Origin of the sequence: Terrabacter sp. 2TAF16 (assembly GCF_052115065.1) — a bacterium.
GTDB lineage: Bacteria > Actinomycetota > Actinomycetes > Actinomycetales > Dermatophilaceae > Terrabacter.
Genome location: NZ_JBFRFZ010000008.1, coordinates 118,241 through 140,391, shown reverse-complemented (window position 1 = coordinate 140,391; position 22,151 = coordinate 118,241). Strand labels below are relative to the sequence as shown.

Below are 22,151 nucleotides of genomic sequence, written 5' to 3'. Positions count from 1 at the left end.
GGGCCGGACCACACTCTGAGACATAATCCCGAGTTATTTGACCAGTAACGCATCGCTATTCGAAACTCCCATGCAACGGATAGGAAAGCAGCCGCCCGTCGACTGCCGACCGACCCGGCCCGCCGCACCCCGCGGCGCGACCTCGATCCGGACCGCACCCCTCAGGAGCCCGACATGCGCCGCCCCTCGATCGCCCTCGCCGCCATCGCCGTCACCGCGACCCTCGGTCTGACCGCGTGTGCCGGTGGCGGGGCCAGCGACACCGCCGCGGGGCCTGGCACCGCCGCCGCCGACGGCGCCGCGACGAGCACCATCAACCTCTACGCGTATGCCGTCCCGAAGGTGGGCTTCGACGTCGTCATCCCGGCCTTCCAGAAGACGAAGGCCGGCCAGGGCGTGCAGTTCCAGCAGAGCTACGGCGCCTCGGGTGACCAGAGTCGCAAGGTCGCTGCCGGCGCCGAGGCGGACTTCGTCAACTTCTCGGTCGAGCCCGACATCACGCGCCTCGTGGATGCCGGGCTTGTGGACCCGAACTGGAATGCCAACGAGCACAAGGGAATTCCCTTCGGCTCCGTCGTGACGATCGTCGTGCGCAAGGGCAACCCCAAGGGCATCAAGGACTGGGACGACCTGCTCAAGCCCGGCCTCGAGGTCGTCACGCCCAACCCGTTCTCGTCCGGCTCGGCCAAGTGGAACCTCCTCGCCCCGTACGCCGCCAAGAGCAACGGCGGCGTCGACAAGGCTGCCGGCCTCGCGTACGTCTCGGCGCTCGTCAAGGACCACGTGAAGGTCCAGCCGAAGTCGGGTCGCGAGGCCACCGAGACGTTCCTGCAGGGCAGCGGCGACGTGCTCCTCAGCTACGAGAACGAGGCCCTCTTCATCGAGAAGAACGGCGACCCCGTCGAGCACGTGACCCCGCCCACGACGTTCAAGATCGAGAACCCCGCCGCCGTGCTCAAGGGCAGCAAGAACCTCGCCACGGCCACGGCGTTCAACGACTACCTCTACACGCCGGAGGCGCAGAAGCTCCTCGCCGAGGCCGGCTTCCGTCCCGTCGACCCGAGCGTCGCCCAGGAGTACGCCTCGAAGTTCCCCGCGCCGACGAAGCTCTGGACCATCGCCGACCTCGGTGGCTGGAAGACCGTCGACAGCACGCTCTTCAAGAAGGACGTCGGTGACATCGCCAAGATCTACGACCAGGCGACCCAGTGACGTCTGACACCGACCAGCAGCGCAGGGGCCCGCATCCGGAGACGGACGCGGCGCCCCTGCCGCCGCGTCCGGGCGCGACCGCGCCGGACGGCATACGTCCTCGGGGCGACGACGCGCCCCACGGTGCGGGTTCCGGTGGCGCGGCGCGACGCACACGCCACGGCAAGGGCCTGAGGGGGTTGCGCCGACCGCTCGGCATCGGCATCGTCACGCTGTGGCTCAGCGTCATCGTCCTGCTGCCGCTCGCGGCGCTGACCGTCGCGGCGTTCGACGAGGGCCTGGCCGGGTTCTGGGAGGCGGTCACCGCGCCCGCCGCGCTCGCGTCCCTCTGGGTGACCGTGCTCGTGTCGGCCGTCGTGGCGCTCATCAACGCCGTGCTCGGCACGCTCGTCGCGTGGGTGCTCGTGCGCGACGAGTTCCGCGGCAAGCGGTTCGTCAACGCCGTCATCGACCTGCCGTTCGCGCTGCCGACGATCGTCGCCAGCATCGTGCTGCTCTCCCTCTACGGGCCCAACAGCCCCATCGGTGTCGAGCTCAACGCGACGCGCTGGGGGCTCGTCGTCGCGCTGCTCTTCGTCACCTTGCCGTTCGTCATCCGCTCGGTGCAGCCCGTCCTCATCGAGGCCGACCGCGAGGTCGAGGAGGCTGCGGCCTCGCTCGGAGCCACGACCTGGACGACGTTCCGCCGCATCGTGCTGCCGACCCTCGCTCCAGCGATCCTCAGCGGCACCGGACTCGCCTTCGCCCGCGCGATCGGCGAGTACGGCTCGGTCGTGCTCATCGGCGGCAACATCCCCCGCGAGACCCAGGTGGCCTCGCAGTACATCCAGCAGCAGATCGAGATCGACCGACCGCTCAACGCGGCCGCGGTCTCGGTCGCGCTGCTCGCCATCGCCTTCGTCACGCTGCTGCTGCTGCGCGTCGTGTCGAGCCGCAGCCAGCGGCGCGAGGAGCGTGACGCATGAGGGTCTCCCGGGGCACCCGTCTGTCGCTGCGCGTCGTCGCGCTCGGCTACCTCTTCGTGCTGCTCGCCGTGCCGATCGGCGTCATCCTCTGGCGCACCTTCGAGCCGGGGCTCTCGGAGTTCATCGCCTCGATCTCGACACCGGCAGCGAAGTCGGCGCTCAACCTGTCGCTGCTCATCGTGGCGATCACCGTCCCGGTCAACGTCGTCTTCGGCGTCGCGACCGCCCTCACGCTCGTGCGCGGACGCTTCCGCGGACGAGGGCTGCTGCAGGCCGTGGTGGACCTGCCGTTCGCGGTGTCACCGATCGTCGTCGGCGTCTCGCTCATCATGCTGTGGGGCGCGGGCGGGTGGTTCGGTGCGCTCGACCGGGCCGGCTTCCAGGTCATCTTCGGCATCCCGGGCATGGTGCTCGCGACGATCTTCGTGACACTGCCGTTCGTCGTGCGCGAGGTGGAGCCGGTGCTCCACGAGATCGGCCAGGAGCAGGAGCAGGCCGCCTCGACGCTCGGGGCCAACGGGTGGCAGACGTTCTGGCGCATCACCCTCCCGGCGATCCGGTGGGGCCTGACCTACGGCGTCGTGCTGACGGTCGCGCGGGCCCTCGGCGAGTTCGGCGCGGTCATCATGGTGAGCTCCGGCTTCCCCGGGGTCTCGCAGACCCTGACGCTCCTCGTGCACTCCCGCTACATCGACGACCACAACACCTACGGCGCGTATGCCGCCGCCACCCTGCTCATGGGCATCGCGCTCGTCGTGCTGCTGCTCATGACCCTGCTCGACCGCAAGAGGAGCGACCGATGATCACCGTCACCAGCGCCCGCAAGGACTACGGCTCGTTCACCGCGCTCGACGACGTGAGCCTCGACATCCCGAGCGGCTCGCTCACCGCGCTGCTCGGACCGAGCGGCTCCGGCAAGTCGACCCTGCTGCGCGCGATCGCCGGCCTCGAGGAGCTCGACTCCGGCACCGTGACGATCGAGGGCCGCGACGTCACGGACGAGCCGCCGCAGCGGCGCGGGATCGGCTTCGTCTTCCAGCACTACGCCGCGTTCAAGCACATGACCGTCCGCGACAACGTCGCCTTCGGACTGACGATCCGCAAGCGCCCCAAGGCCGAGACGGCCAAGAAGGTCGACGAGCTGCTCGAGATCGTCGGGCTCGACGGCTTCCAGCACCGCTATCCGGCGCAGCTCTCCGGCGGTCAGCGCCAGCGGATGGCGCTCGCCCGGGCTCTCGCAGTGGACCCGCAGGTGCTGCTGCTCGACGAGCCCTTCGGCGCCCTCGACGCGAAGGTGCGCACCGACCTGCGCCAGTGGCTGCGCCGGCTGCACGACGAGGTGCACGTGACGACGGTGCTCGTGACGCACGACCAGGAGGAGGCGCTCGACGTCGCCGACCGGATCGCCGTGCTCAACAAGGGACGCATCGAGCAGGTCGGCGACCCCGTCACGCTCTACGAGCGCCCCGCCAACGACTTCGTCATGGGCTTCCTCGGCTCGGTCGCGCACCTCGGCGGGCAGCTCGTGCGACCGCACGACATCGCGCTCGAGCGCGACCGCGCGACGGCGCTCGTCCTCGACGCCAAGGTGCCCGACTCCCCCGGGGTCATCGACGCCGTCGTCGAGCGGGTCGTGCCCCTCGGCTTCGAGGTCAGGGTCGACCTGCGGGCCGACTCGGGCGAGCGGTTCGCCGCGCAGATCACCCGGCGCGACGCCGCCGAGCTGCAGCTGCGGGCGGGGGAGACGATCCACGCGCGCGCCGTCGGGCGCTCGAGCGTCGTCGACCACGACCCAGCCCTCGCCATCTGACGACCGACCGTCCAGCTCCGCTGGACCAACGTGGGACAGATCTCGCACGGGCGCGGACGACGGCATAACGTATGCCGTGAAGCCCCTCTCGTCGCCGAGCGACGCGGGCGGGCAGCTCGGGTCACCGAGTGAACTGAGGCGGCGAGGGGACGACACCTCGCCGCCTCAGTCACACCCGGTGCGTCGCCACCCGTCGAGTGGCCCCGTCGTCACACCCGCACCGTCGAGCGGCCCCGTCGTCACACCCCGATGCTTCGCGACCCATCGAGTGGTCACGTCCCCACTTCTTGTCGTCCCGCCGCGGTCCCGGACACCGGCGCCACCTCGCCGGTGGGCCCGATTGGCACGGAGGTCACCGCGGGTGCGGCAGACTGCATGGGTGGACATCTCGGCACGAGTCGACTACGCGGTCCGCGCGATGCTCATCCTCGCCGAGTCGGACGCGGAGGGCTCGGGCCCGATCAGCATCGACAGCCTCTCGACCCGGCAGGAGCTGCCGCGCAAGTTCCTCGAGGCGATCTTCGCCGACCTGCGCCGCGGCAACCTCGTCCTGAGCCGTCGCGGTGCCCGCGGCGGCTACGTGCTCGGGCGGCCGCGTGGGGAGATCAGCGTCGGCGACATCTTCCGCGCCGTCGACGGTCCGCTCGCCGAGGTGCGCGGACTGCGACCGCACGAGACGGAGTACCAAGGTGTCGCCACCCACCTGCCGAGCCTCTGGGTGGCCGTCCGTGCGAGCCTGCGCGAGGTGCTCGACGACACCTCCCTCGAGGACCTCCGCACCGGCGACCTGCCGGACCGGGTGCGTCAGCTGCTCACCGCCCCCGACGCCTGGCAGAACCGCTGACGTCCGACCGTCAGCGCTCTGCCGTCACTGTTCGGCAGTCAGTGCTCCGCCGTCATCGTGCCGGACGTCAGCCCCCAGCCGTCAGCGTTGGGGGCCTGCACGTGCGCGGGCCGTGGCAGGCGCGGGCCACAGTCGCGCCCGGACAGTGACGCGCAGCTCGACGTCTGCCCCCATCGACGAACACGACTGTGTCGCTGCACCGTTAGCGCGAACCACCTGGTGCGCCACCGCACACGCCTGAGCCGCGTCCGCACCGTCCTGGATCGCCGATGCGGCGGCCAGGGAGCCGAGGTCGGCGGCCACCCGAGCCCGGTGGCTGGCGACCACCACGGACGCCACCACGAGACCGCCCATGGTGAGGACCAGCACCACGGCCACGACCGACAGCGCGAGGACGCTCGCCGCGCCACGCTCGCCCTGGGGACGTGTCGGCCCGACCCGCCCGATCGGCACGGTCGTCATGACGGCGACTCGACGGGTGTCACGGCTGAGGCGCTGAGCTCCCAGCCGGGCAGCAGCCCCCAGCCGCCGGTGCGGGCCGAGACGACGACCCGGACTCCCCCACCGACGCCGGAGACCTGCACGCGAGCGCCCGTGGGCGCCGTCTCGACGGCGAGGTCACGGACCCGCGCCGGGTCGTCGCCACGGGCCGCCGCTCGTGCGGCGACCCGGGCAGCGTCGACGCACCGGATCTGGTCGACGGCTGCGTTGACCGCGACGAGACAGATGCCGAGCAGGAGCACGACCGACGGGATGGCGACGGCGAGCTCCGCCGTCACCATCCCGCGCTCCCGACCCGGTGCGGGTCGAGGGCGACGCGACCTCACCCCGCGATCCCCAGGGCGCTCTGGACGATGCCGGCCAGGGCTCCGCGCACCGCGTCGGACTTGACGACTCCGAGCAGCACGAGCGCGAAGGTGCAGGCCGCCATGATGCCGACGGCGTACTCCGCCGTCGTCATCCCGCGGTCGCGGCGTCCGGAGGTCATCCGGCGACGCGTGAGCCGTCGAATCAGCTGATGGGTCATGGGTTCTCCTCTCCTCGCCCGGGCAAGGTGCCCGGGACGCTGTGTCCCCTGGTGGAGGGATGCTCGGGTGCCACGTCAGGCAGCGAGCAGGTCACCCGCGAGGGCGATGACGAGCGGCGCCACCGTGGTCAGGCAGAACGCCGGGAGCAGCACGAGACCGAGCGGGGCGACGAGGCGGACGCCGACCTTGGCCGCCGAGACCTCGAGGCGTTCGAGCTCAGCGGAGTGCAGGTCGTCCGAGGCGGCGAGCAACATCGCTCCGGGCGGCACGCCCGCCTGGTGGGCGATGGCCACCGCGCGTGCAGCCGGCGACCACGTGGGGCCGACGGAGGCCCAGGCATCGGCCTCGGTCGCTCCCCACCTCAGGGCAGCCGCGACCTGCCGCAGGTCCGTGGACGCGCGCCCGCTCAGCCCGGTGGCCACCGCCTCGAGCACGTCCCACGTGGGCAGGCCCGACCGGTACGCCAGGGCGAGCAGAGCGAGGGCAGAGGACACCTCGGCGTCGGTGGCCCGCCTCCCGTCGTCCTTCGTGCTGCCGGACGGGGCCGGCACTGCGCCACCGCGGTTCGCAGCTGGGGAGCGGTCCGTAGAGCCCATGCCGTAGGTCGAACCGGTCGGGTGGGTCGAAGCGGTCGGGCGGGTTGCCTTGGTCGAACCGGTCGGATCCGTCGAGCGGGTCGGGTCTGTCGGACTCGACCCGACGGCGATGCTCGGCGTCTCGTGGCCCGCGCCGACGACCGGGTGACCGCGACCGCCGAGCAGGACGAGGACCGCACCGGCAGCGAGGCCGGCTGCCATGACTCCGAGAAGACGCCCGCCGAGGACCACGTCGGCGAGGGCCACGGCTTCGGCGATCGCCTCGACGACGCCAGGATCGGCGGCAGGAGCAACGACGAGTGCGCTCATGGCCGCACCGCCCGACGGACCATTCGGGAGCACCAGACCCGCCCGACCCAGACGAGAAGAACCCCCGCCACGACGGACACCGTCGCGATCGGAGACCCGAGGTAGAGCGTCGCCGGGTCGATGCCGCAGGCCAGCCCGAAGAGCGGGCCCGTCAGCGGCAGGAGGGTCAGGACGGTGACCGTGGCCCGGGGCCCGGCCACGGCGACCGCGACCTTGCCCCGACGGGTGCGAGCGTCGAGGAGCCCACCCACCGCGCGGTCGACCGCGGAGGCGAGCGGGGCGCCGGTGGTCTCGGACAGGCGCCAGGCAGCCGCGACGAGTGCCAGCTCAGCGGATGCGCTGCGGGCCGCCCATTCGGCCCAGACCGGCGAGGTCGGCTCGGCGCGGTGGCTCGCGTCGAGAAGGCTGCCGACGAGCCGGTCGATGTCGGCGGCCGGCCGGTCATCGCCGCGTGCGGTGCCGCCGGACGACCACGGTCGGCGGGGAGCCGAGAGGGAGGCCGCGTGCCGGCTGCTGCGCGCGCGGGATCGTTGGTCCTGTCGAGCCTGGGCCTGTCGGGCCAGCTGGACCCGCTCGGCACCGAGCGTCGAGGTGGCCGCGAGCTCGATGGCGCGGCTCGGCGTCAGGCCCGCCCCGAGAGCCGGACCGATGCCGCGCAGCAGGTCGAGGACGTCGTCGACGAGCGCTCCCGGCCGTCGGCGAAGTCGCCAGCGCCGGTAGAGGTCGACCGGGTCCTGCTGCCACAGGCTTGCTCCACCATGGCCGGCTGCGAACCCGTCGGCTGCCGAGCCGAGTGCGGCGTGCCGCCCGGGCCCACCACCGGGCCCGCCGGCCAAGCCCCCGGAGAGCCCAGCGCCCGCCTCACCTCCTGGAGACTCACCTCCCCAGAGGTCGACCGCGGTCGCCCGAGCGGACACCCCGCTCGGCCACAGGAGCACGGCCAGACCGAGCAGGAGCGCGGCCAGCGCCCCGACGGCACCGGCGTTCACGACGCCTCCGCGGCCGAGGCCGGGATCGGTGGCGCGGCCGGGACCGTGGGCCGCGAGACCGGGTCCGGCGGCGGGGTCGAGGTCAGAGCCGGGGGCGTCCTCACGGTCGGGCGAACGGGCTCCGCCTCCAGCCCGAGCCGGCCGGAGAGCGCCGGCCACGCCGGACCGCACCGGGGCTCGTGACCGGGTCCGTCCCACTCGAGCGCGGGCACGATGCAGGGGTTGCCGTCGCGACGGAAGAGCGCCGCCACCGAGGCGACACGCCGCCCTCCGCGGTCGCGCATCACGTGCACGACGACGTCGATGGCAGCCGCCAGCTGGGCCCGGATCGCATCGGGCCCCAGGCCCGCCAGGGCACCGAGCGCCTCGAACCGGGCCACGACGTCGGCCGGGGCGTTGGCGTGGACCGTGCCGCACCCGCCCTCGTGGCCGGTGTTGAGCGCGGCCAGCAGCTCCCGCACCTCGGCCCCACGGACCTCGCCGACGACGATCCGGTCGGGGCGCATGCGCAGCGCCTGCCGCACGAGCGTCGTCAACGTGACCTCGCCGGCGCCTTCGACGTTGGCCGGTCGGGCCTCGAGCCGGACGAGGTGAGGGTGGTCGACCGTCAGCTCGCGCACGTCCTCGACGACGAGCAACCGCTCCACCGGGTCGCTGCAGCCGAGCAGTGCCGCCAGAAGGGTGGTCTTGCCGGCTCCCGTGCCGCCCGAGACGACGAACGCGAGCCGCCGAGCGACCACGGCGCGCAGCACGGGCTCCCACTCCGGGGGCATCATCGCGCGACCGCAGAGCTCGGTCAGGGACACCGGATCCGCGGGCGGCACCCGGATCGTGATGTGCGGGCCACCGTCGACGAGCGGCGGCAGCATCGCGTGGAGCCGAGCGCCGGACGGGAGCTGCCCGTCGACCCACGGACTGGCCTCGTCGAGGCGGCGCCCCGCGATGCCGGCCAGGCGGACGGCAAGACCTCGGGCGTCGTCGGCATCGAGCCGCTCGCCCACCCACTCCATGCCGTGCCCACGGTCGACCCAGATGCGTCCGTCGCCGTTGACGGCGATGTCGGTGACGCCCGGCTCGGCGAGCCAGGGGTCGAGCGGCCCGGCGCCGAGCACCCGCGAGGCCAGCGCCGACCGGGTCTCGGCGACACGGTGGGCTCCGAGCGCCCCACGCTCCTGGGTCGCCACCTCGGCCACCGCCGCGCCGTCGGGCCCGATGCCGTCGCGGACGCGCTGCCACACCGCTGGCGTGAGCGAGCCGCCGGGCCGTGGCTGGACGCTCACGCGGCGACCGCCTGGCCGGTGAGCCGCAGCAGCAGCTCGTCGGCGGCACGCACGACCTCGCCGCGTCCCCGAGCGCCCGGCGGCAGTCCTTCGGCCACCTCGGAGACGAGGCGCCGGTCGTCGCCGACCGTGGCCACGAGAGGCACGTCGAGGCCGTCCATGACGAGGTCCTCGAGGTCGGGCTCGATGCGGGCTCCGCGCAGGACGACCCACGGCTCGATCGGCAGCAGTGGCTGGGCCTCCCACGCCCGCCCGGCGTCACGCAGACGGCGGAGCAGGCCGCGCACGCCGGACACGACGGCGGCAGTGGCCGCGAGCTGCGGCACCTGGGTGCCGGACACGACGACGACCGCGTCGACGAGCAGCCCGACGCGGGCCAGCACGGACGGGTCTCGGGACAGGTCGAGAACCGTCAGGTCGTGCGCGTCGGCCAGGCCGGCCACGACGTCGGGCAGGCTCTGCGCCCACCCGTCGCCCGGGTCGTCGAGCGGACCCACCCAGCCGGAGCCGCCGCTCCCCGAGAGCACGGGCACCCCGCACGAGACCGGGAGCTCGTCGGCGAGCCCGAGCCCGTCCACGACGCCCGCCACGTCCGCCAGCTCCGGCCAGCGCCACCCCGGCTCCTGCTCGAGGCCGAAGACGACGTCGAGAGACCCTGAGACGCGGTCGAGGTCGACGGCCACGACCGAGCGCCCGGCCGCGGCGGCGCGCACGGCGACCGCAGCCGCGAGGGTCGAGGACCCGACCCCACCAGAGGCCGGCACGAAGGCGATGACGTTTCCCATGCGCCCACCGTCACGCACGGGACGGAGCCGGCCCAGCGGCATACGCAAGCCGGTGGATACCCGGCCCCGCGCCCGAGGGGATGTGGACAAGCCGACCCAGCCGCACGCACCCGGCCCGGAAAATAGTGGTGGCCTTCGTCCGGGGGAAGACGAAGGCCACCTCACGAGACTGGCACCGGGGGGGAGGGGCCAGATCGCGTCGGTGCTCGACCCATGAGGGGAGCACCACCAACAATGCTGGACGCTAGTCCTTCGGATTGCAAACCGAGAAGTCACGACACGCGGTGATTTCTCGCGATTTGTCACGACACGACAGAAACGTTCAACTCCGAAGGCGCCGACAGATCCTCCCACACAAGGCGGAGGCCCCCCGACCAACGGTCGGAGGGCCTCCAGAGAAGCTCCGGGCTACCAGGCGTGCATTCTCGATAGTGTCGCCCCGGTTGTGCGCCCGGGGGTGGACTGTTCCAAGGGAACTGCTCTCGCGTGGGTACTCGGCCTCTTCTCGAGACATCTGTTCTGCGTGGATCCGGATCTACGCCTCTCGGCGATGTGGTTCCTGAGTCCGTTCTACTCCACGCCGTCGGCGTGGCGACACCCCCCACGTCGCCGCCGCGGCAAGAAACTGTCCACCCCCGTGGACATCCCGCACGAATCGCCGCTCCCGGCCTGTCAGCCAGGGCTCAGATGACTCAGGTGAGTCGTCCCGCCCGCACCGCGTCGCTGATCCGCTCCCCCTCCGCGGCGCCCCGGACCATCGCCTCCCCCGCCTGGGCGAGCCAGAGGCCGACGCCTGCGGCGCCACCCTGGGCGTATGCGGTGAGCGCGCCGAGGTAGGCCGGCCCACCGTTCGCCACGTGGCCGGCTTCGGGGACGGCGACTCCGGTCGGATCGAGCCCGAGGGCCTGGACGAGCGCGCGCTCCATGGCCCGGGCCACGAGCCCGTTGCCGTGGACGAAGGGGCGGATCGCGGCGATCTCTGCGTGCACGAGGGCGGCGACCACGGACGCCGGGACGCGGTTGCTGCCGGCCGAGGCGACGATGACGTCGGAGAGCGAGGCGAGGCGTGCGGCGACGACGGTCGGTGGCGGTGCCGGCCCGAGGTCGACGAGCTCGGTGCATCCCTCGTCACCGATGCGCGGACGGCCGAGGGCGTCACCGCTCACGACCGGCGACGCGGCGGCGACGTGGAGCCGAGCCAGCGCCTGGAGGGGCGCGGCGCGCACGAGCGCGACGACGCGCTCGCTCTCTGCCGTGGCCGAGACGGCGCCCTTGAGGGTGCGCAGACCGGGGTCGAGGTCGTCGGGCCAGTCGCGCGCGCCGCTCATCAGCTCGCGCACGACGTCGACGGGGAAGTCGGCACCGTCGAGGGCCGCGCTCGCCTGCGCACCGCGCACCCGGGACTCTGCGGAGGCCTCGGGGATGCGCCGACGCAGGGCCTCGTGGAAGCGGAGCGCCGTGCAGGCCTCCCGGGCGGCGTCGGCACGGGCGCGCACATCGGGCAGGTCGGTCAGCGCGGCCAGCTGGTCGAGCAGCAGGGTCCGGGAGGGCTGGGCATCAGGCACCGCCCCAGCGTAGGAGCGGTCGACCTGGCATCCGGACGTTCGACAGCCCTCGGGGGCGTGAGTACCCTCACTGACATGAGTTCGACCGTCGCACCGACCCGCGCGTGGTGGCTGCCCAGCTGAGGCGGCCCGTCGAACCAACCCGAGATCCGGAGCCGCCCACGGGCGGCTCCTCGCATGTCCACGACGTGTGGCGAGGTCTCTCCCGTGGGCACCCACCACGACCAGGAGAGACCATGACCAGCATCACGAGCAACAGCGCGACCAGCAGCACGACCCGCTCCGCCACACCGCCTGCCCCCGGCGACGCCGACGAGAGGGCGACGTATGCCGTGGCCCTGGAGCGCAGCGCCGTCCTCGACGCGCTCATCGACGAGCACGCCGTCGGAGTCGACGGCACCGGCACCGAGGGCGCCGCACGTTTCCGGATGCTCACCGGCGACCGTCCCACCGGTCCGCTTCACATCGGCCACTACCTCGCCAGCCTGCGCAACCGGGTCAGGCTGCAGGACAAGGGCGTCGAGACGTTCGTCGTCATCGCCGACTACCAGGTCATCACCGACCGCGACTCGGTCGGCGAGATCGGTGCCAACGTCCAGGGGCTCGTGCTCGACTACCTCGCCGCCGGCCTCGACCCGGCTCGGACGACGATCTTCACGCACAGCGCGGTGCCGGCCCTCAACCAGCTCATGCTGCCGTTCCTGTCGCTCGTCACCGACGCGGAGCTGCGCCGCAACCCGACGGTCAAGGACGAGCTCGCCCTGTCCGACGGACGGCCACTGTCGGGCCTGCTGCTCACCTACCCGGTGCACCAGGCAGCCGACATCCTCTTCTGCCACAGCCGGATCGTGCCGGTCGGCCGGGACCAGCTGCCGCACCTCGAGCAGACACGAGCCATCGCGCGCCGTTTCAACCAGAGGTATGCCGCGGGGCACAGCGTCTTCGCCGAGCCCGAGGCCCTGCTCAGCGAGGTCCCACTGCTGCTCGGGACGGACGGCACGAAGATGAGCAAGAGCAAGGGCAACGTCATCAACCTGCGCGACAGCGCCGACGAGACGGCCGCCCGGGTCCGGGCCGCGCGGACCGACTCGGAGCGACGGATCACGTTCGACCCCAAGGGCCGTCCTGCCGTGGCGAACCTGCTGACGATCGCGGGACTGTTCCTCGACGAGGCACCGGACGCGGTGGCCGAGCGGGTCGGCGACGGCGGCGCCCAAGCCCTCAAGCGCGTCGTCACCGATGCGGTCAACGAGTCCCTCGCCGGGCACCGGGCGCGGCGGGCCGACCTCGCCCGCGACCCGGCATACGTCACCTCGGTGCTCCACGAGGGGAACGCGCGCGCCAACGAGGTGGCCGAGCGGACGCTGGCGACCGTGCGGGCGGTGATGGGGATGAGCTACTGAGACCCGCGAAACCACATCGCGTGCCCGGCGCCCGGGAGGGCGACGTGCCCAACGAGCAGGACGAGGCCAAGGATCGTGCGGACTACGAGGCGCTCTCACGGATCGACGGGGGCGCCTGAGCGCCACCCGTCGTGGCTCTACTGCGCCGGAGCCGACGCAGGCGGGCCCCCTTGCGGGAGCGCTGGATCCGCGCCTCGGCTGCGAGGTCTGCCTGGCGCATACCCTCCTCGTCGAGGCGCAGACCCTCCTCGGGGCCCGGCGCTGTGCCCCCGCGGGAGGCGGGGATCCACCAGCGGTCGGCGTCGTCCTTCGGCTGGTCGGGGTAGGCGTCCATCGCCTCGGCGAGCACGACCTGCAGGCGGTCCCGCAGCTGCTCGGAGACGGCGTACGGCTCGGCGTCGGGTGCGGGACTCAGCGGTTCGCCCACCACGATCGTGACCGCCGTGCCCCGGCGGAGGCTGAACCGACCACCCACGGTGAGGATCCGCTGGCTGCCCCAGACGGCCACCGGGATGAGCGGCACCTGGCACCACGTCGCGACCGCGGCCGCGCCGGGACGAAACGGCCGCAGCTCCCACGAGTGCGAGATGGTCGCCTCGGGGAAGAGACCGACGACCTCACCCGCCCGGGCCCTCGCGACGGCGTGGCGCAGCGCGACCTCACCGTGTGCTCGGTCGACGGCCACGTGCCCCATCGCCCGCATCGCGGCACCGACGAGCGGTGGGGTGAAGACGCCCTGCTTGGCGAGGAAGCGGACGAAGCGACCCCGCTGTCGTCCGACGAGACCGACGAACAGGAAGTCGAGGAAGCCCACGTGGTTGGCGGCGAGCACCGCGCCACCCTCGCGCGGCAGGTGCTCAGCGCCCCGTACGTCGATGCGCAGCCCGAGCGCGGCGAAGACCCCGAGGGCGGCACGGATGACGAGGCGATAGGTCCGGTCGGTCACACCACATCTTCGTCACGGCCACCCGCCCGAATGGCCCCGACACCCCCACCACTCGAGGGAGTTCGGGCGTGCGCTCAGGCGCTGCCGTGGGTCTCCTCGCGGATCGTGTCGGCGACGATCTGCTCCTCGCTCGGGGTCGAGCGCCGCAGGGTCGTCGTCGTCAGCGGGTGGTCGGCGGTCTGCCGCAAGCCGCGGACGCCGTCGTCGATGACGAACTCCGCGCGGGTGAACGCCTCCGCGCCGGGTGTCGTCACGACCGGCACGCACCGGAAGCGCGCCGTCAGCTCGGACGGGGTGATCGTCGTCGAGACGTAGCCGCGCAGGTTGGTCCAGAAGCGCAGGTTGGGGTTCCACGCGGCCCACGGGTGCTGGCCGGTCGGGCTGTCGTAGCCGTTGCCGCCCGACGTGATCGAGCTCGTGATGAGCTCCGAGCCGACGACCTCGCCGGGCTGGTCCCAGTCGAGGTAGAGGTCCGAGGCCCAGTGGGCGTGCACGTCGCCGGTCAGCACGACGGGGTTGCGCACTCCGGCATCGAGCCAGCCCTGGGTGACCCGCCGACGCGACGCGCGGTAGCCGTCCCACGCATCCATCGACACGGTCGTCCGCGCCGTCGCGTCGTTGTCGCGCTGCCCGAAGAAGACCTGCTGGCCGAGCAGGTCCCACCGCGCCTCCGACTGCCGGAAGCCGTCGAGCAGCCACTGCTCCTGCTCCATCCCGGGCAGCGAGCGCGTCGGGTCGTCCGCCGCGGGACAGTCCTTGTAGCCGTCGCCGCAGGCCTGGTCGGAGCGATACTGGCGCGTGTCGAGCATGTGGAAGTTCGCGAGCCGACCCCACCGGACGCGGCGGTAGAGGTCGAGGTTCGGGCCGTCCGGCACCGACGAGCGGCGCAGCGGCATGTTCTCGTAGTACGCGCGGTAGGCCGCGGCCCGGCGCTGGAGGAACGTCGGCGTCTCGGCGACCTTCTCGGGGACGTCCCCGGCGTAGTTGTTGTCGACCTCGTGGTCGTCCCAGACGGCGAGCCACGGCGCAGCGGCGTGCGCAGCCTGGAGGTCGGGGTCGCTCTTGTACTGCGCGTAGCGCTGCCGGTAGCCGGCGAGCGTCGTCGTCTCCGGGCCGGCATGGTTGCGGCCGACGCCGTTGCCGCCACCCTCGTACTGGTAGTCCCCGAGGTGCAGGATGACGTCCGGCCGCTCCTCCGCGAGGCGCCCATAGGCCGTGAAGTAGCCCGCGGGGAAGTTCGAGCACGAGACGAACGTCATGGCGAGCGCCGACGGGGTCTCCCACGGGTTCGGCGCGGTGACCGCCCGACCTGGTTCGGAGAGGTGCTTGCCCAGACGGAAGCGGTAGAAGTACTCCCGCCCCGGTCGGAGGCCGTGGACCTCGACGTGCACGGAGTGGGCCCAACCGGGCTGTGCCGCAATGGATCCCGCCTTGACGACATCGGCGAATCGGTCGTCCGACGCGACCTGCCAGTTCAGCTGGTAGGTGGCGGACGGCATGCCACCGAGTCCGTCGGCAGCGAGCGGGTCGAGGGCGAGGCGCGTCCAGAGGACGAAGCCGTCGGGCTCGGGGTCGCCGCTGGCGACGCCGAGGGTGAAGGGGTTGGCGGCCGGGACGACGGCCGCCGCGCTCGGACGGCTGTCGAGGACGACGCCGGCCCCGGCGAGGGCGACGGTCCCGGTGGCGAGGCCACCACGGAGAAGGGTTCGGCGAGAGGGCAGCTGGTGAGTCGTGTCCATGTCGTCCACATTTGTGACTCCGCGGCCGGCGCAGCCCACCACGCGGAGAACCTCAGGTGAAGCGTTGGGGCCGGATGGCGTATGCCGTCCGCCCGCCGCGGGTGCCCACGGGCCCGACCGCTCGTCCTCGGACTCGGACCGCTCGGCGGGCTACTCGTCGGTAGCGATGAGACCCGGCTCACTCCGCCCTTGAACCGCGAACTAGCCTGCGTTTGAGTTGTGCATCAACCACGTCGACCCCGCCGAGCACGCGGGCGGCGCGACCGCACCATCGTCGATGCGAAAGGGTGACACCAGTGAGCGAAGAGCCGCTCGACAACCTCGTCCATGAGGGACTGACCTTCCCACCGCCGCCCGAGTTCGCCGCGCAGGCGAACGGCACGGCCGACCTCTACGAGCAGGCGGCTGCCGACCACGAGGGTTTCTGGGCCGATCAGGCCCGCACCTACCTGACGTGGAGCACGCCGTTCACGCAGTCGCTCGACTGGAGCAACCCGCCCTTCGCGAAGTGGTTCGCCGACGGCGAGCTCAACGCGTGCGTCAACGCCGTCGACCGCCACGTCGAGGCGGGGCGGGGCGACAAGGTCGCGATCCACTTCGTCGGTGAGCCCGAGGGCGACACCCGCGACATCACGTACGCCGACCTCCACGCCGAGGTGCAGCGCGCGGCCAACGCCCTCGCCGACCTCGGCGTCGGCAAGGGCGACACCGTCGCGATCTACCTGCCGATGATCCCCGAGGCCGCGGTCGCGATGCTCGCCTGTGCCCGACTCGGCGCCCCGCACTCCGTCGTCTTCGGCGGCTTCTCGGCCGAGGCCCTGCACTCGCGCATCGACGACGCCAAGGCGAAGGTCGTCATCACGTCAGACGGCGGCTACCGCCGCGGGGCCCCGTCGGCCCTCAAGCCCGCGGTCGACGCGGCCCTCGACCACGACGACACGTCGGTCGAGCACGTGCTCGTCGTCAAGCGCACCGGCCAGGACACCGCGTGGAACGACCGCGACGTCTGGTGGCACGAGGCCCTCGAGAAGGCCGCGCCGACCCATGAGGCGCAGCCCTTCGAGGCCGAGCACCCGCTCTTCATCCTTTACACGTCGGGCACGACCGGGAAGCCGAAGGGCATCTTCCACACGACCGGCGGCTACCTGACGCAGGCGGCCTACACGAACGCCATCGTCCACGACGTCCACCGCGACACCGACGTCTACTGGTGCACGGCCGACATCGGCTGGGTCACCGGCCACTCCTACATCGTCTACGGGCCGCTCACCAACGGTGTGACGCAGGTGATGTACGAAGGCACCCCTGACACCCCGCACCAGGGGCGCTGGTGGGAGATCGTGCAGGACTACAAGGTCACGATCCTCTACACGGCTCCGACGGCCGTGCGCACCTTCATGAAGTGGGGCGCCGACATCCCGGCGAAGTTCGACATGAGCTCGTTGCGGCTGCTCGGGTCGGTCGGCGAGCCGATCAACCCCGAGGCGTGGCTCTGGTACCACAAGCACATCGGCGGGGGACGTGCCCCGATCGTCGACACGTGGTGGCAGACCGAGACCGGCGCCATCATGATCAGCCCGCTGCCCGGCGTCACGACCCTCGAGCCCGGCTCGGCGCAGAAGCCGATCCCCGGCATCAGCGCCGAGATCCTCGACGACGAGGGCAAGCCGTTCACGACGCCCGAGCAGGTCGGCTACCTCGTGCTGACGAAGCCGTGGCCGTCGATGCTGCGCGGCATCTGGGGCGACCCGGAGCGCTACAAGGAGACGTACTGGTCGCGGTTCGGCGAGAAGTACTACTTCGCCGGCGACGGCGCGAAGTACGACGCCGACGGCAACATCTGGCTGCTCGGCCGCGTCGACGACGTCATGAACGTCTCCGGCCACCGCCTCTCGACGGCTGAGATCGAGTCAGCCCTCGTGTCGCACCCGAAGGTCGCCGAGGCCGCGGTGGTCGGCGCCAACGACGAGACGACGGGCCAGGCCGTGTGCGCCTTCGTCATCCTGCGCCAGGAGTTCGTCGAGGAGGCCGACGAGGTGGGCGAGGGCAAGGACCTCGTCCAGGAGCTGCGCAACCACGTGGCCAAGGAGATCGGTCCGATCGCGAAGCCACGCTCGATCATGATCGTCGGCGAGCTGCCCAAGACCCGCTCCGGCAAGATCATGCGACGCCTCCTGCGTGACGTGGCCGAGGGTCGCGAGGTCGGCGACGTGACGACGCTCGCCGACAGCTCGGTGATGGACCTCATCAAGACCGGTATGTCGACGGGCTCCTCCGACTGACCCATCGATCACCGGCGCCCAACCCGATGCCGATGCCCCCCTCCCGCGCACCTGCGGGAGTGGGCGGCGTCGGCGTGAAGAGGCCCGAGAGGTCGTGTGCCTGTACCCTGCGGTGGCGTGACCCCCGGCTGTACCCGGCGCGCCACCCCAGGGCCTGGTCGTCCGCCGCTGCGCCGGTCCGAGCCCCCACCCCCACCCAGCACCTCGTCCATGGAGTCCCGTGCGCCCCACTCGCCGACAGCCCGTCCCCCGTGCATGCCGCGCACACGTCGACCTGCGGACGTGCTGATGAGCACCTCTGCACACGGAGGCCGGCCCGAGCTCGCCGACCCGGCGCGCCCAGACGGCGCCGTCCTCGTCGGAGGTTCGGGTCAGATCCTCGACGCGGTCGTCGAGGATGCACGCACCACCGTCCAGACGGACGCAACGCGGGTGCGTCCCCGACCGGACCTGGCCTGGATCTCATGGCTGCGGTTCGTGGCCATCGCCGCGGTGGTCACGATCCACACGGTGGGCTACAACGCGCTGGAGCCCGGGGCCCGGGGCACGCTGCGTGGCACCACAGCCATCTACCTCGACGTCCTGGGGGTCTTCGCGGTCCCGGTGTTCGTCATGCTGAGCGGCGCCCTGCTGCTCGACCCTGCCCGCTACCAGGGGCCGCGTGAGTTCCTCCGCAAGCGCGCCCTCCGGCTCCTGCCGGCCATCGTGTTCTGGCACGCGTGGTACTTCCTCGTGCGCAGACTCCTCCTCGACCAGGACCTGGGGCTGAGCGACGCCGCGGCCCAGGCACTGAGCGGCAAGCTCTACGGCGCCCTCTACTTCTTCTGGATCGTGCTCGGCCTGGCGGTGCTCACACCGTTCCTCATTCCCTTCGTGGCACAGGCGACGCGCCGCCAGATGCTGGTCGTGGGCACGCTCGGGTGCCTGATGACGGCCGTGAGCCAGGCGACGGCGCAGTGGCGCGACACCCCCGACGTGTTCGTCGAGACGGCCTGGACGTGGTGGGTCCCCTACCTCGGCTACTTCCTGCTCGGCTGGGCGCTGCGCGATGTCGTCCTGCGAGGCCGAGCGCTGGCCGGGTCCCTCGTCGTGGTTGTCGCGCTGGGAGCACTCATGCCGTGGCAGTGGCGCAACCCCGACGCGCCGGAGTGGCTCGAGACGATGAGCCCGGCCTGGTACTACAGCATCACGGCGATGGTCTACTCGGCGGCGCTGTTCCTCCTCTTCCAAGGAGTGATCCGGCGCGACGGACCGCTGCACCGCCTCGCCTCGCCCCGGATGAGCTCGCTGGCGCGAACCCTCGGTGACGCGACGATGGGAGTCTTCGCGCTCCACCTCACGATCCTGTTGTGGGTCTTCGAGTGGCCCGTCATCGGTGGCGAGCACACGGCGGGGAGCACGGTGGTCCTGCTCATGCGCATCGTGGCCGTGCTCGCGTTGACGTACGCCATCGTCCTGCTCCTGCGACGCGTGCCGGGAGTCAAGCGCCTGCTCTGACGCGGTTCCGCCTCCGCCCGAAGCCGGACCCCTGGACGCCCTGGGTCCGGACGTCCGGTCGCGGCGACCGTCACTTCCTGACGATGCGGATCTGCAGCGCCTCGATGCGCAGCGAGCGCCCGGTCGTGCCGGCCGTCGCGCCGTTGGACACCCAGCCCATCCAGCCGATGTTCTGCACGTGGACCCGATAGCTGATGGTGTAGCGCGTCGCGAGGTTCCCCGTGAGCTTCAGCTGGATCGCCTCCATGCGGAGCGACCGCCCCACCGTGCCGATGACGGCGCCGGGAGCCTGGTAGCCCATCCAGCCGATGTTCTGCACGTGGGCGTTGCCGACGACGGACCCGGTCGTCGTCGTGTTGGTGTCGGTGATCTTGATCGCCTCGGCGCGCAGGGACCGACCCGTCGTCCCGGTCATCTGACCGGTCGACACGGTGGGCTGCCAGCCGATGTTCTGTACGTGGGCGGAGTAGCGCAGGACCGGCACGTTCGCGCCGTAGGCGTGGGCGAGGTACGAGGCGCGCTGTGCGGCCCACGAGCGGAGCAGCGCCACCTCGGCGGCCCAGGTCGATTTGATCGGCGAGTGCCCGCCGTTGAAGGCGATCACCGAGGTCTGGCCGAGGATGTTGGGCCAGACGACGAAGTTGTGGCTGGCCGACTGCAGCAGCTGCGTCTGGTAACCGTCGATCGTGGAGGGCACGACGTTGACGAAGGGCTTCAGCGTCTCGTACGTCGCGTTGGCCTGCGCCGCGAACGCCTGGTTGCGGAAGAGCTGCGTCCACCAGTCGAAGGGGCCGTTGCCCTTGATCGTCAGGAGCTCGTTCTTGACGTAGTCCTCGGTGGGGTTGCCGCCGCGGTTGGTGGTGGCGTAGTTGCCGAGGGAGATGTCGTAGTCCCATACCGGTCCGGCGTGCAGCTTGTCGGTCGGGCCGTCCTTGTAGAAGAAGACGCTGGACGACGCGACGTCAGGGTTCTCGACGAACTCCGAGACGAAGTAGTACTTGACGAACGAGTCGACGTCGATGAGGGCGCTGATCTTGGTCCAGTCCGGTTTCGGTGCGTAGAGGAGTCCCTCGAGGGTGTTGATCGTGCTCTGGACCTCGTCCCACCCGGCTTGGGTGTCGGCATCGAGCACCACCCCCGGGTCGTTCTTGAACCCGACATAGGAGTCCTTGAGCGTGAAGATCGACCGGCTCCTGACCGTCGTGAAGTGGAACGGTTCGGCGGCGCCGAAGTGGCTGTCCATCTCGACGAGGACGCCCTGGGGGCTCGTCAGCGCGACGTGGCTGTCCGGCTTGGTCGGGTCGAACTTCGTCACGGTCACCTTGTCGGTCAGCAGGTAGCTGCCGAGATCCTCGCCGTTGACGACGAGGTCGACGAACCGCGACTCCGGGGTGGCGAACATGCCGAACTGGCGGGCGAGCTCGAGCGTCGCCTTGTTGCGCATGAGTGACGGGTCGGCCCGGTTGGCGATGAGGATCCACGTCTTGCCCGGCAGCATGCCCAGGATCGCGGTCTTCTTGTCGAACTTCAGCTGGTAGGACTTCTTGTCGAGCGTCCAGGTGAAGTTGCCGTGGCCCTTGATGGTCGGGCAGCCGACGCCGAGGGGCGCGACGTCCGTGGGCAGTGTCGTGCACGCGAGCGTCTGGGTGGTCGTGCCGTCGGCGACGTCGACCTGGCTCGCCACGGGAACGTCCTTGTTGGCATGGATGAAACCCAGGGAGTCCTTCGCGGGCAGGTCGGTCAGCGTCACGGAGACGGTCGGCAGGTCCGTGACCGTCGCGGGTGGCGTGGGCACGGCCGCGGTCGCGGCCACGGCGGGCCCCACCAGGGCCAGCGTCGCGAAGAGCGAGAGGCTCGCAACTCGAAGGTTTCTCATAAGCAAAGAATGCAGCTACTAAAGGTGTGTGAGATCAGTTTGGAAATTGTCGGATTTGATCTCGAGTGCAATTCATGACAATGCCTTCTTTTTCTCATTTGTTTATCGCCAAGTCTGAAATATCGTGCATTCACGACGTTCACATCGCCACACCCCGACCGACCGGACCACCGACCGGCACTGTGGCATGGGTCACAGCCGCAGCACCGGGCCGTCAGGAATGCCCGACGACCCGTGACAGTTGGTTGAACCGTGAAGCAACTTCGTATCGTCGTGTCCTCCACCCGCCCCGGCCGCATCGGCCCGAAGGTCGCCGAGTGGGTGGCCGCCCAGGCACCCGCGAGCGAGTGGGAGGTCGAGCTGCTCGACCTGTCGTCGCTGCCCTTCTTCGACGAGGAGGACATGCCGCGCAACGGCAACTACGCCAAGCCGCACACCAAGGACTGGGCCTCCAAGGTCTTCGAGTCCGACGCGATCGTCGTCGTGACGCCGCAGTACAACCGCAGCTTCCCGGCGCCGATCAAGAACGCCATCGACTACCTCTTCGCCGAGTGGGACGCCAAGCCCATCGCCCTCGTCGGCTACGGCTGGAGCGGCGCGAGTGACGCCACCGCCGACCTCACGAAGGTCCTCCAGCACGTCAAGGCCGACGTCGTCGGCTCGACCGGGCTCGTCTTCACCCAGGACGTCTCCCCCGCCGGTGAGATCGACGTCACCGACGAGCGTCGCGCCGAGCTCGGCGCGCTCGTCGACGCGCTGGCCGCCAAGGTCGACGAGCCCGTCGGCGCCACCGCCTGACCCCAGCACACGCACTCCCGACGGGGGCCGCCCACCACGGGCGACCCCCGTCGTCGCTCCCCGATGGCGTATGCCGTCACTCCGCCGGGCTCCCCCGCCGCCGGGGCGTCGGCCGGCGTATCAGACGTACCGCCACACGCTCCGTCTGACAGGTACGCCTTTCGGTCGATTCGCCTGAAGTGAGGCGGCCCCGGTGCTTGACTGGATGGGCGCCACGGATGGGAGGG

At 71.4% G+C, this 22,151-nt stretch carries 20 protein-coding genes; 9 read left to right on the top strand and 11 right to left on the bottom strand.

What is annotated here, in order from left to right:
- Nucleotides 1-174: 174 nt before the first annotated feature.
- From AB4Z14_RS14570 to AB4Z14_RS14550, 5 genes are all read left to right on the top strand, one after another.
- A complete protein-coding gene (locus tag AB4Z14_RS14570) occupies nt 175-1,212 on the top strand; it encodes a sulfate ABC transporter substrate-binding protein (RefSeq protein WP_442275808.1) in 1,038 nt (345 codons plus the stop codon).
- Entirely contained in the window at nt 1,209-2,177 is a 969-nt protein-coding gene (gene cysT / locus AB4Z14_RS14565; protein WP_442275807.1) for a sulfate ABC transporter permease subunit CysT, read from the top strand. The genes AB4Z14_RS14570 and cysT overlap by 4 nt, the downstream gene beginning before the upstream one ends.
- On the top strand, nt 2,174-2,980 hold the full coding sequence (gene cysW, locus AB4Z14_RS14560; RefSeq protein ID WP_442275806.1) for a sulfate ABC transporter permease subunit CysW: 807 nt from the start codon (nt 2,174-2,176) through the stop codon (nt 2,978-2,980). Before cysT ends, cysW begins: the two co-directional genes overlap by 4 nt.
- Nucleotides 2,977-3,987: a sulfate/molybdate ABC transporter ATP-binding protein gene (locus AB4Z14_RS14555; protein ID WP_442275805.1), complete on the top strand. Its 1,011-nt coding sequence runs from the start codon at nt 2,977-2,979 to the stop codon at nt 3,985-3,987. The genes cysW and AB4Z14_RS14555 overlap by 4 nt, the downstream gene beginning before the upstream one ends.
- A gap of 379 nt (nt 3,988-4,366) precedes the next feature.
- Complete coding sequence (locus AB4Z14_RS14550; protein WP_028785748.1) at nt 4,367-4,831, top strand: RrF2 family transcriptional regulator; 465 nt, start codon at nt 4,367-4,369, stop codon at nt 4,829-4,831.
- 81 nt (nt 4,832-4,912) lie between these two features.
- Here AB4Z14_RS14550 and AB4Z14_RS14545 read toward each other — a convergent pair whose 3' ends face one another.
- The 8 genes from AB4Z14_RS14545 to AB4Z14_RS14510 form a co-directional block, all read right to left on the bottom strand.
- Entirely contained in the window at nt 4,913-5,293 is a 381-nt protein-coding gene (locus AB4Z14_RS14545) for an Rv3654c family TadE-like protein (protein WP_442275804.1), read from the bottom strand.
- A complete protein-coding gene (locus tag AB4Z14_RS14540; RefSeq protein ID WP_442275803.1) occupies nt 5,290-5,613 on the bottom strand; it encodes a TadE family type IV pilus minor pilin in 324 nt (107 codons plus the stop codon). Before AB4Z14_RS14540 ends, AB4Z14_RS14545 begins: the two co-directional genes overlap by 4 nt.
- Before the next feature lie 41 nt (nt 5,614-5,654).
- The gene (locus tag AB4Z14_RS14535; protein ID WP_442275802.1) at nt 5,655-5,858 is read right to left on the bottom strand and encodes a DUF4244 domain-containing protein; all 204 of its coding nucleotides are present in this window, start codon (nt 5,856-5,858) and stop codon (nt 5,655-5,657) included.
- 75 nt (nt 5,859-5,933) lie between these two features.
- The gene (locus AB4Z14_RS14530; protein ID WP_442275801.1) at nt 5,934-6,764 is read right to left on the bottom strand and encodes a type II secretion system F family protein; all 831 of its coding nucleotides are present in this window, start codon (nt 6,762-6,764) and stop codon (nt 5,934-5,936) included.
- On the bottom strand, nt 6,761-7,753 hold the full coding sequence (locus tag AB4Z14_RS14525; protein WP_442275800.1) for a type II secretion system F family protein: 993 nt from the start codon (nt 7,751-7,753) through the stop codon (nt 6,761-6,763). Before AB4Z14_RS14525 ends, AB4Z14_RS14530 begins: the two co-directional genes overlap by 4 nt.
- Complete coding sequence (locus tag AB4Z14_RS14520) at nt 7,750-9,033, bottom strand: TadA family conjugal transfer-associated ATPase (protein WP_442275799.1); 1,284 nt, start codon at nt 9,031-9,033, stop codon at nt 7,750-7,752. Before AB4Z14_RS14520 ends, AB4Z14_RS14525 begins: the two co-directional genes overlap by 4 nt.
- Nucleotides 9,030-9,818 (bottom strand): hypothetical protein, encoded by a 789-nt coding sequence (locus AB4Z14_RS14515; RefSeq protein WP_442275798.1) that lies wholly within the window; start codon nt 9,816-9,818, stop codon nt 9,030-9,032. The genes AB4Z14_RS14520 and AB4Z14_RS14515 overlap by 4 nt, the downstream gene beginning before the upstream one ends.
- A gap of 692 nt (nt 9,819-10,510) precedes the next feature.
- Nucleotides 10,511-11,383, bottom strand: a complete 873-nt coding sequence (locus tag AB4Z14_RS14510; RefSeq protein ID WP_442275797.1) for a Fic family protein — start codon at nt 11,381-11,383, stop codon at nt 10,511-10,513.
- A 236-nt stretch (nt 11,384-11,619) separates the two neighbouring features.
- Between AB4Z14_RS14510 and trpS the strand changes: the two genes are divergently transcribed.
- Nucleotides 11,620-12,786 (top strand): tryptophan--tRNA ligase, encoded by a 1,167-nt coding sequence (trpS, locus tag AB4Z14_RS14505; RefSeq protein ID WP_442275796.1) that lies wholly within the window; start codon nt 11,620-11,622, stop codon nt 12,784-12,786.
- Nucleotides 12,787-12,868: 82 nt separating this feature from the next.
- Here the strand turns inward: trpS and AB4Z14_RS14500 are convergent, their stop codons facing one another.
- Complete coding sequence (locus AB4Z14_RS14500) at nt 12,869-13,732, bottom strand: lysophospholipid acyltransferase family protein (protein ID WP_442275795.1); 864 nt, start codon at nt 13,730-13,732, stop codon at nt 12,869-12,871.
- Nucleotides 13,733-13,806: 74 nt separating this feature from the next.
- Nucleotides 13,807-15,471, bottom strand: a complete 1,665-nt coding sequence (locus tag AB4Z14_RS14495; protein ID WP_442275794.1) for an alkaline phosphatase D family protein — start codon at nt 15,469-15,471, stop codon at nt 13,807-13,809.
- A gap of 296 nt (nt 15,472-15,767) precedes the next feature.
- Here AB4Z14_RS14495 and acs point away from each other — a divergent pair, with 296 nt between their 5' ends.
- Nucleotides 15,768-17,753 (top strand): acetate--CoA ligase, encoded by a 1,986-nt coding sequence (gene acs / locus AB4Z14_RS14490; protein ID WP_442275793.1) that lies wholly within the window; start codon nt 15,768-15,770, stop codon nt 17,751-17,753.
- Between the two features lie 288 nt (nt 17,754-18,041).
- The gene (locus AB4Z14_RS14485) at nt 18,042-19,250 is read left to right on the top strand and encodes an acyltransferase (RefSeq protein ID WP_442275792.1); all 1,209 of its coding nucleotides are present in this window, start codon (nt 18,042-18,044) and stop codon (nt 19,248-19,250) included.
- Nucleotides 19,251-19,320: 70 nt separating this feature from the next.
- On the opposite strand, the gene AB4Z14_RS14480 is transcribed toward AB4Z14_RS14485, so the two are convergent.
- Nucleotides 19,321-21,126: a CotH kinase family protein gene (locus tag AB4Z14_RS14480; RefSeq protein ID WP_442275791.1), complete on the bottom strand. Its 1,806-nt coding sequence runs from the start codon at nt 21,124-21,126 to the stop codon at nt 19,321-19,323.
- A gap of 252 nt (nt 21,127-21,378) precedes the next feature.
- On the opposite strand from AB4Z14_RS14480, the gene AB4Z14_RS14475 reads away from it, so the two are divergent.
- A complete protein-coding gene (locus AB4Z14_RS14475) occupies nt 21,379-21,924 on the top strand; it encodes an NADPH-dependent FMN reductase (RefSeq protein WP_442275790.1) in 546 nt (181 codons plus the stop codon).
- Nucleotides 21,925-22,151: the final 227 nt, after the last annotated feature.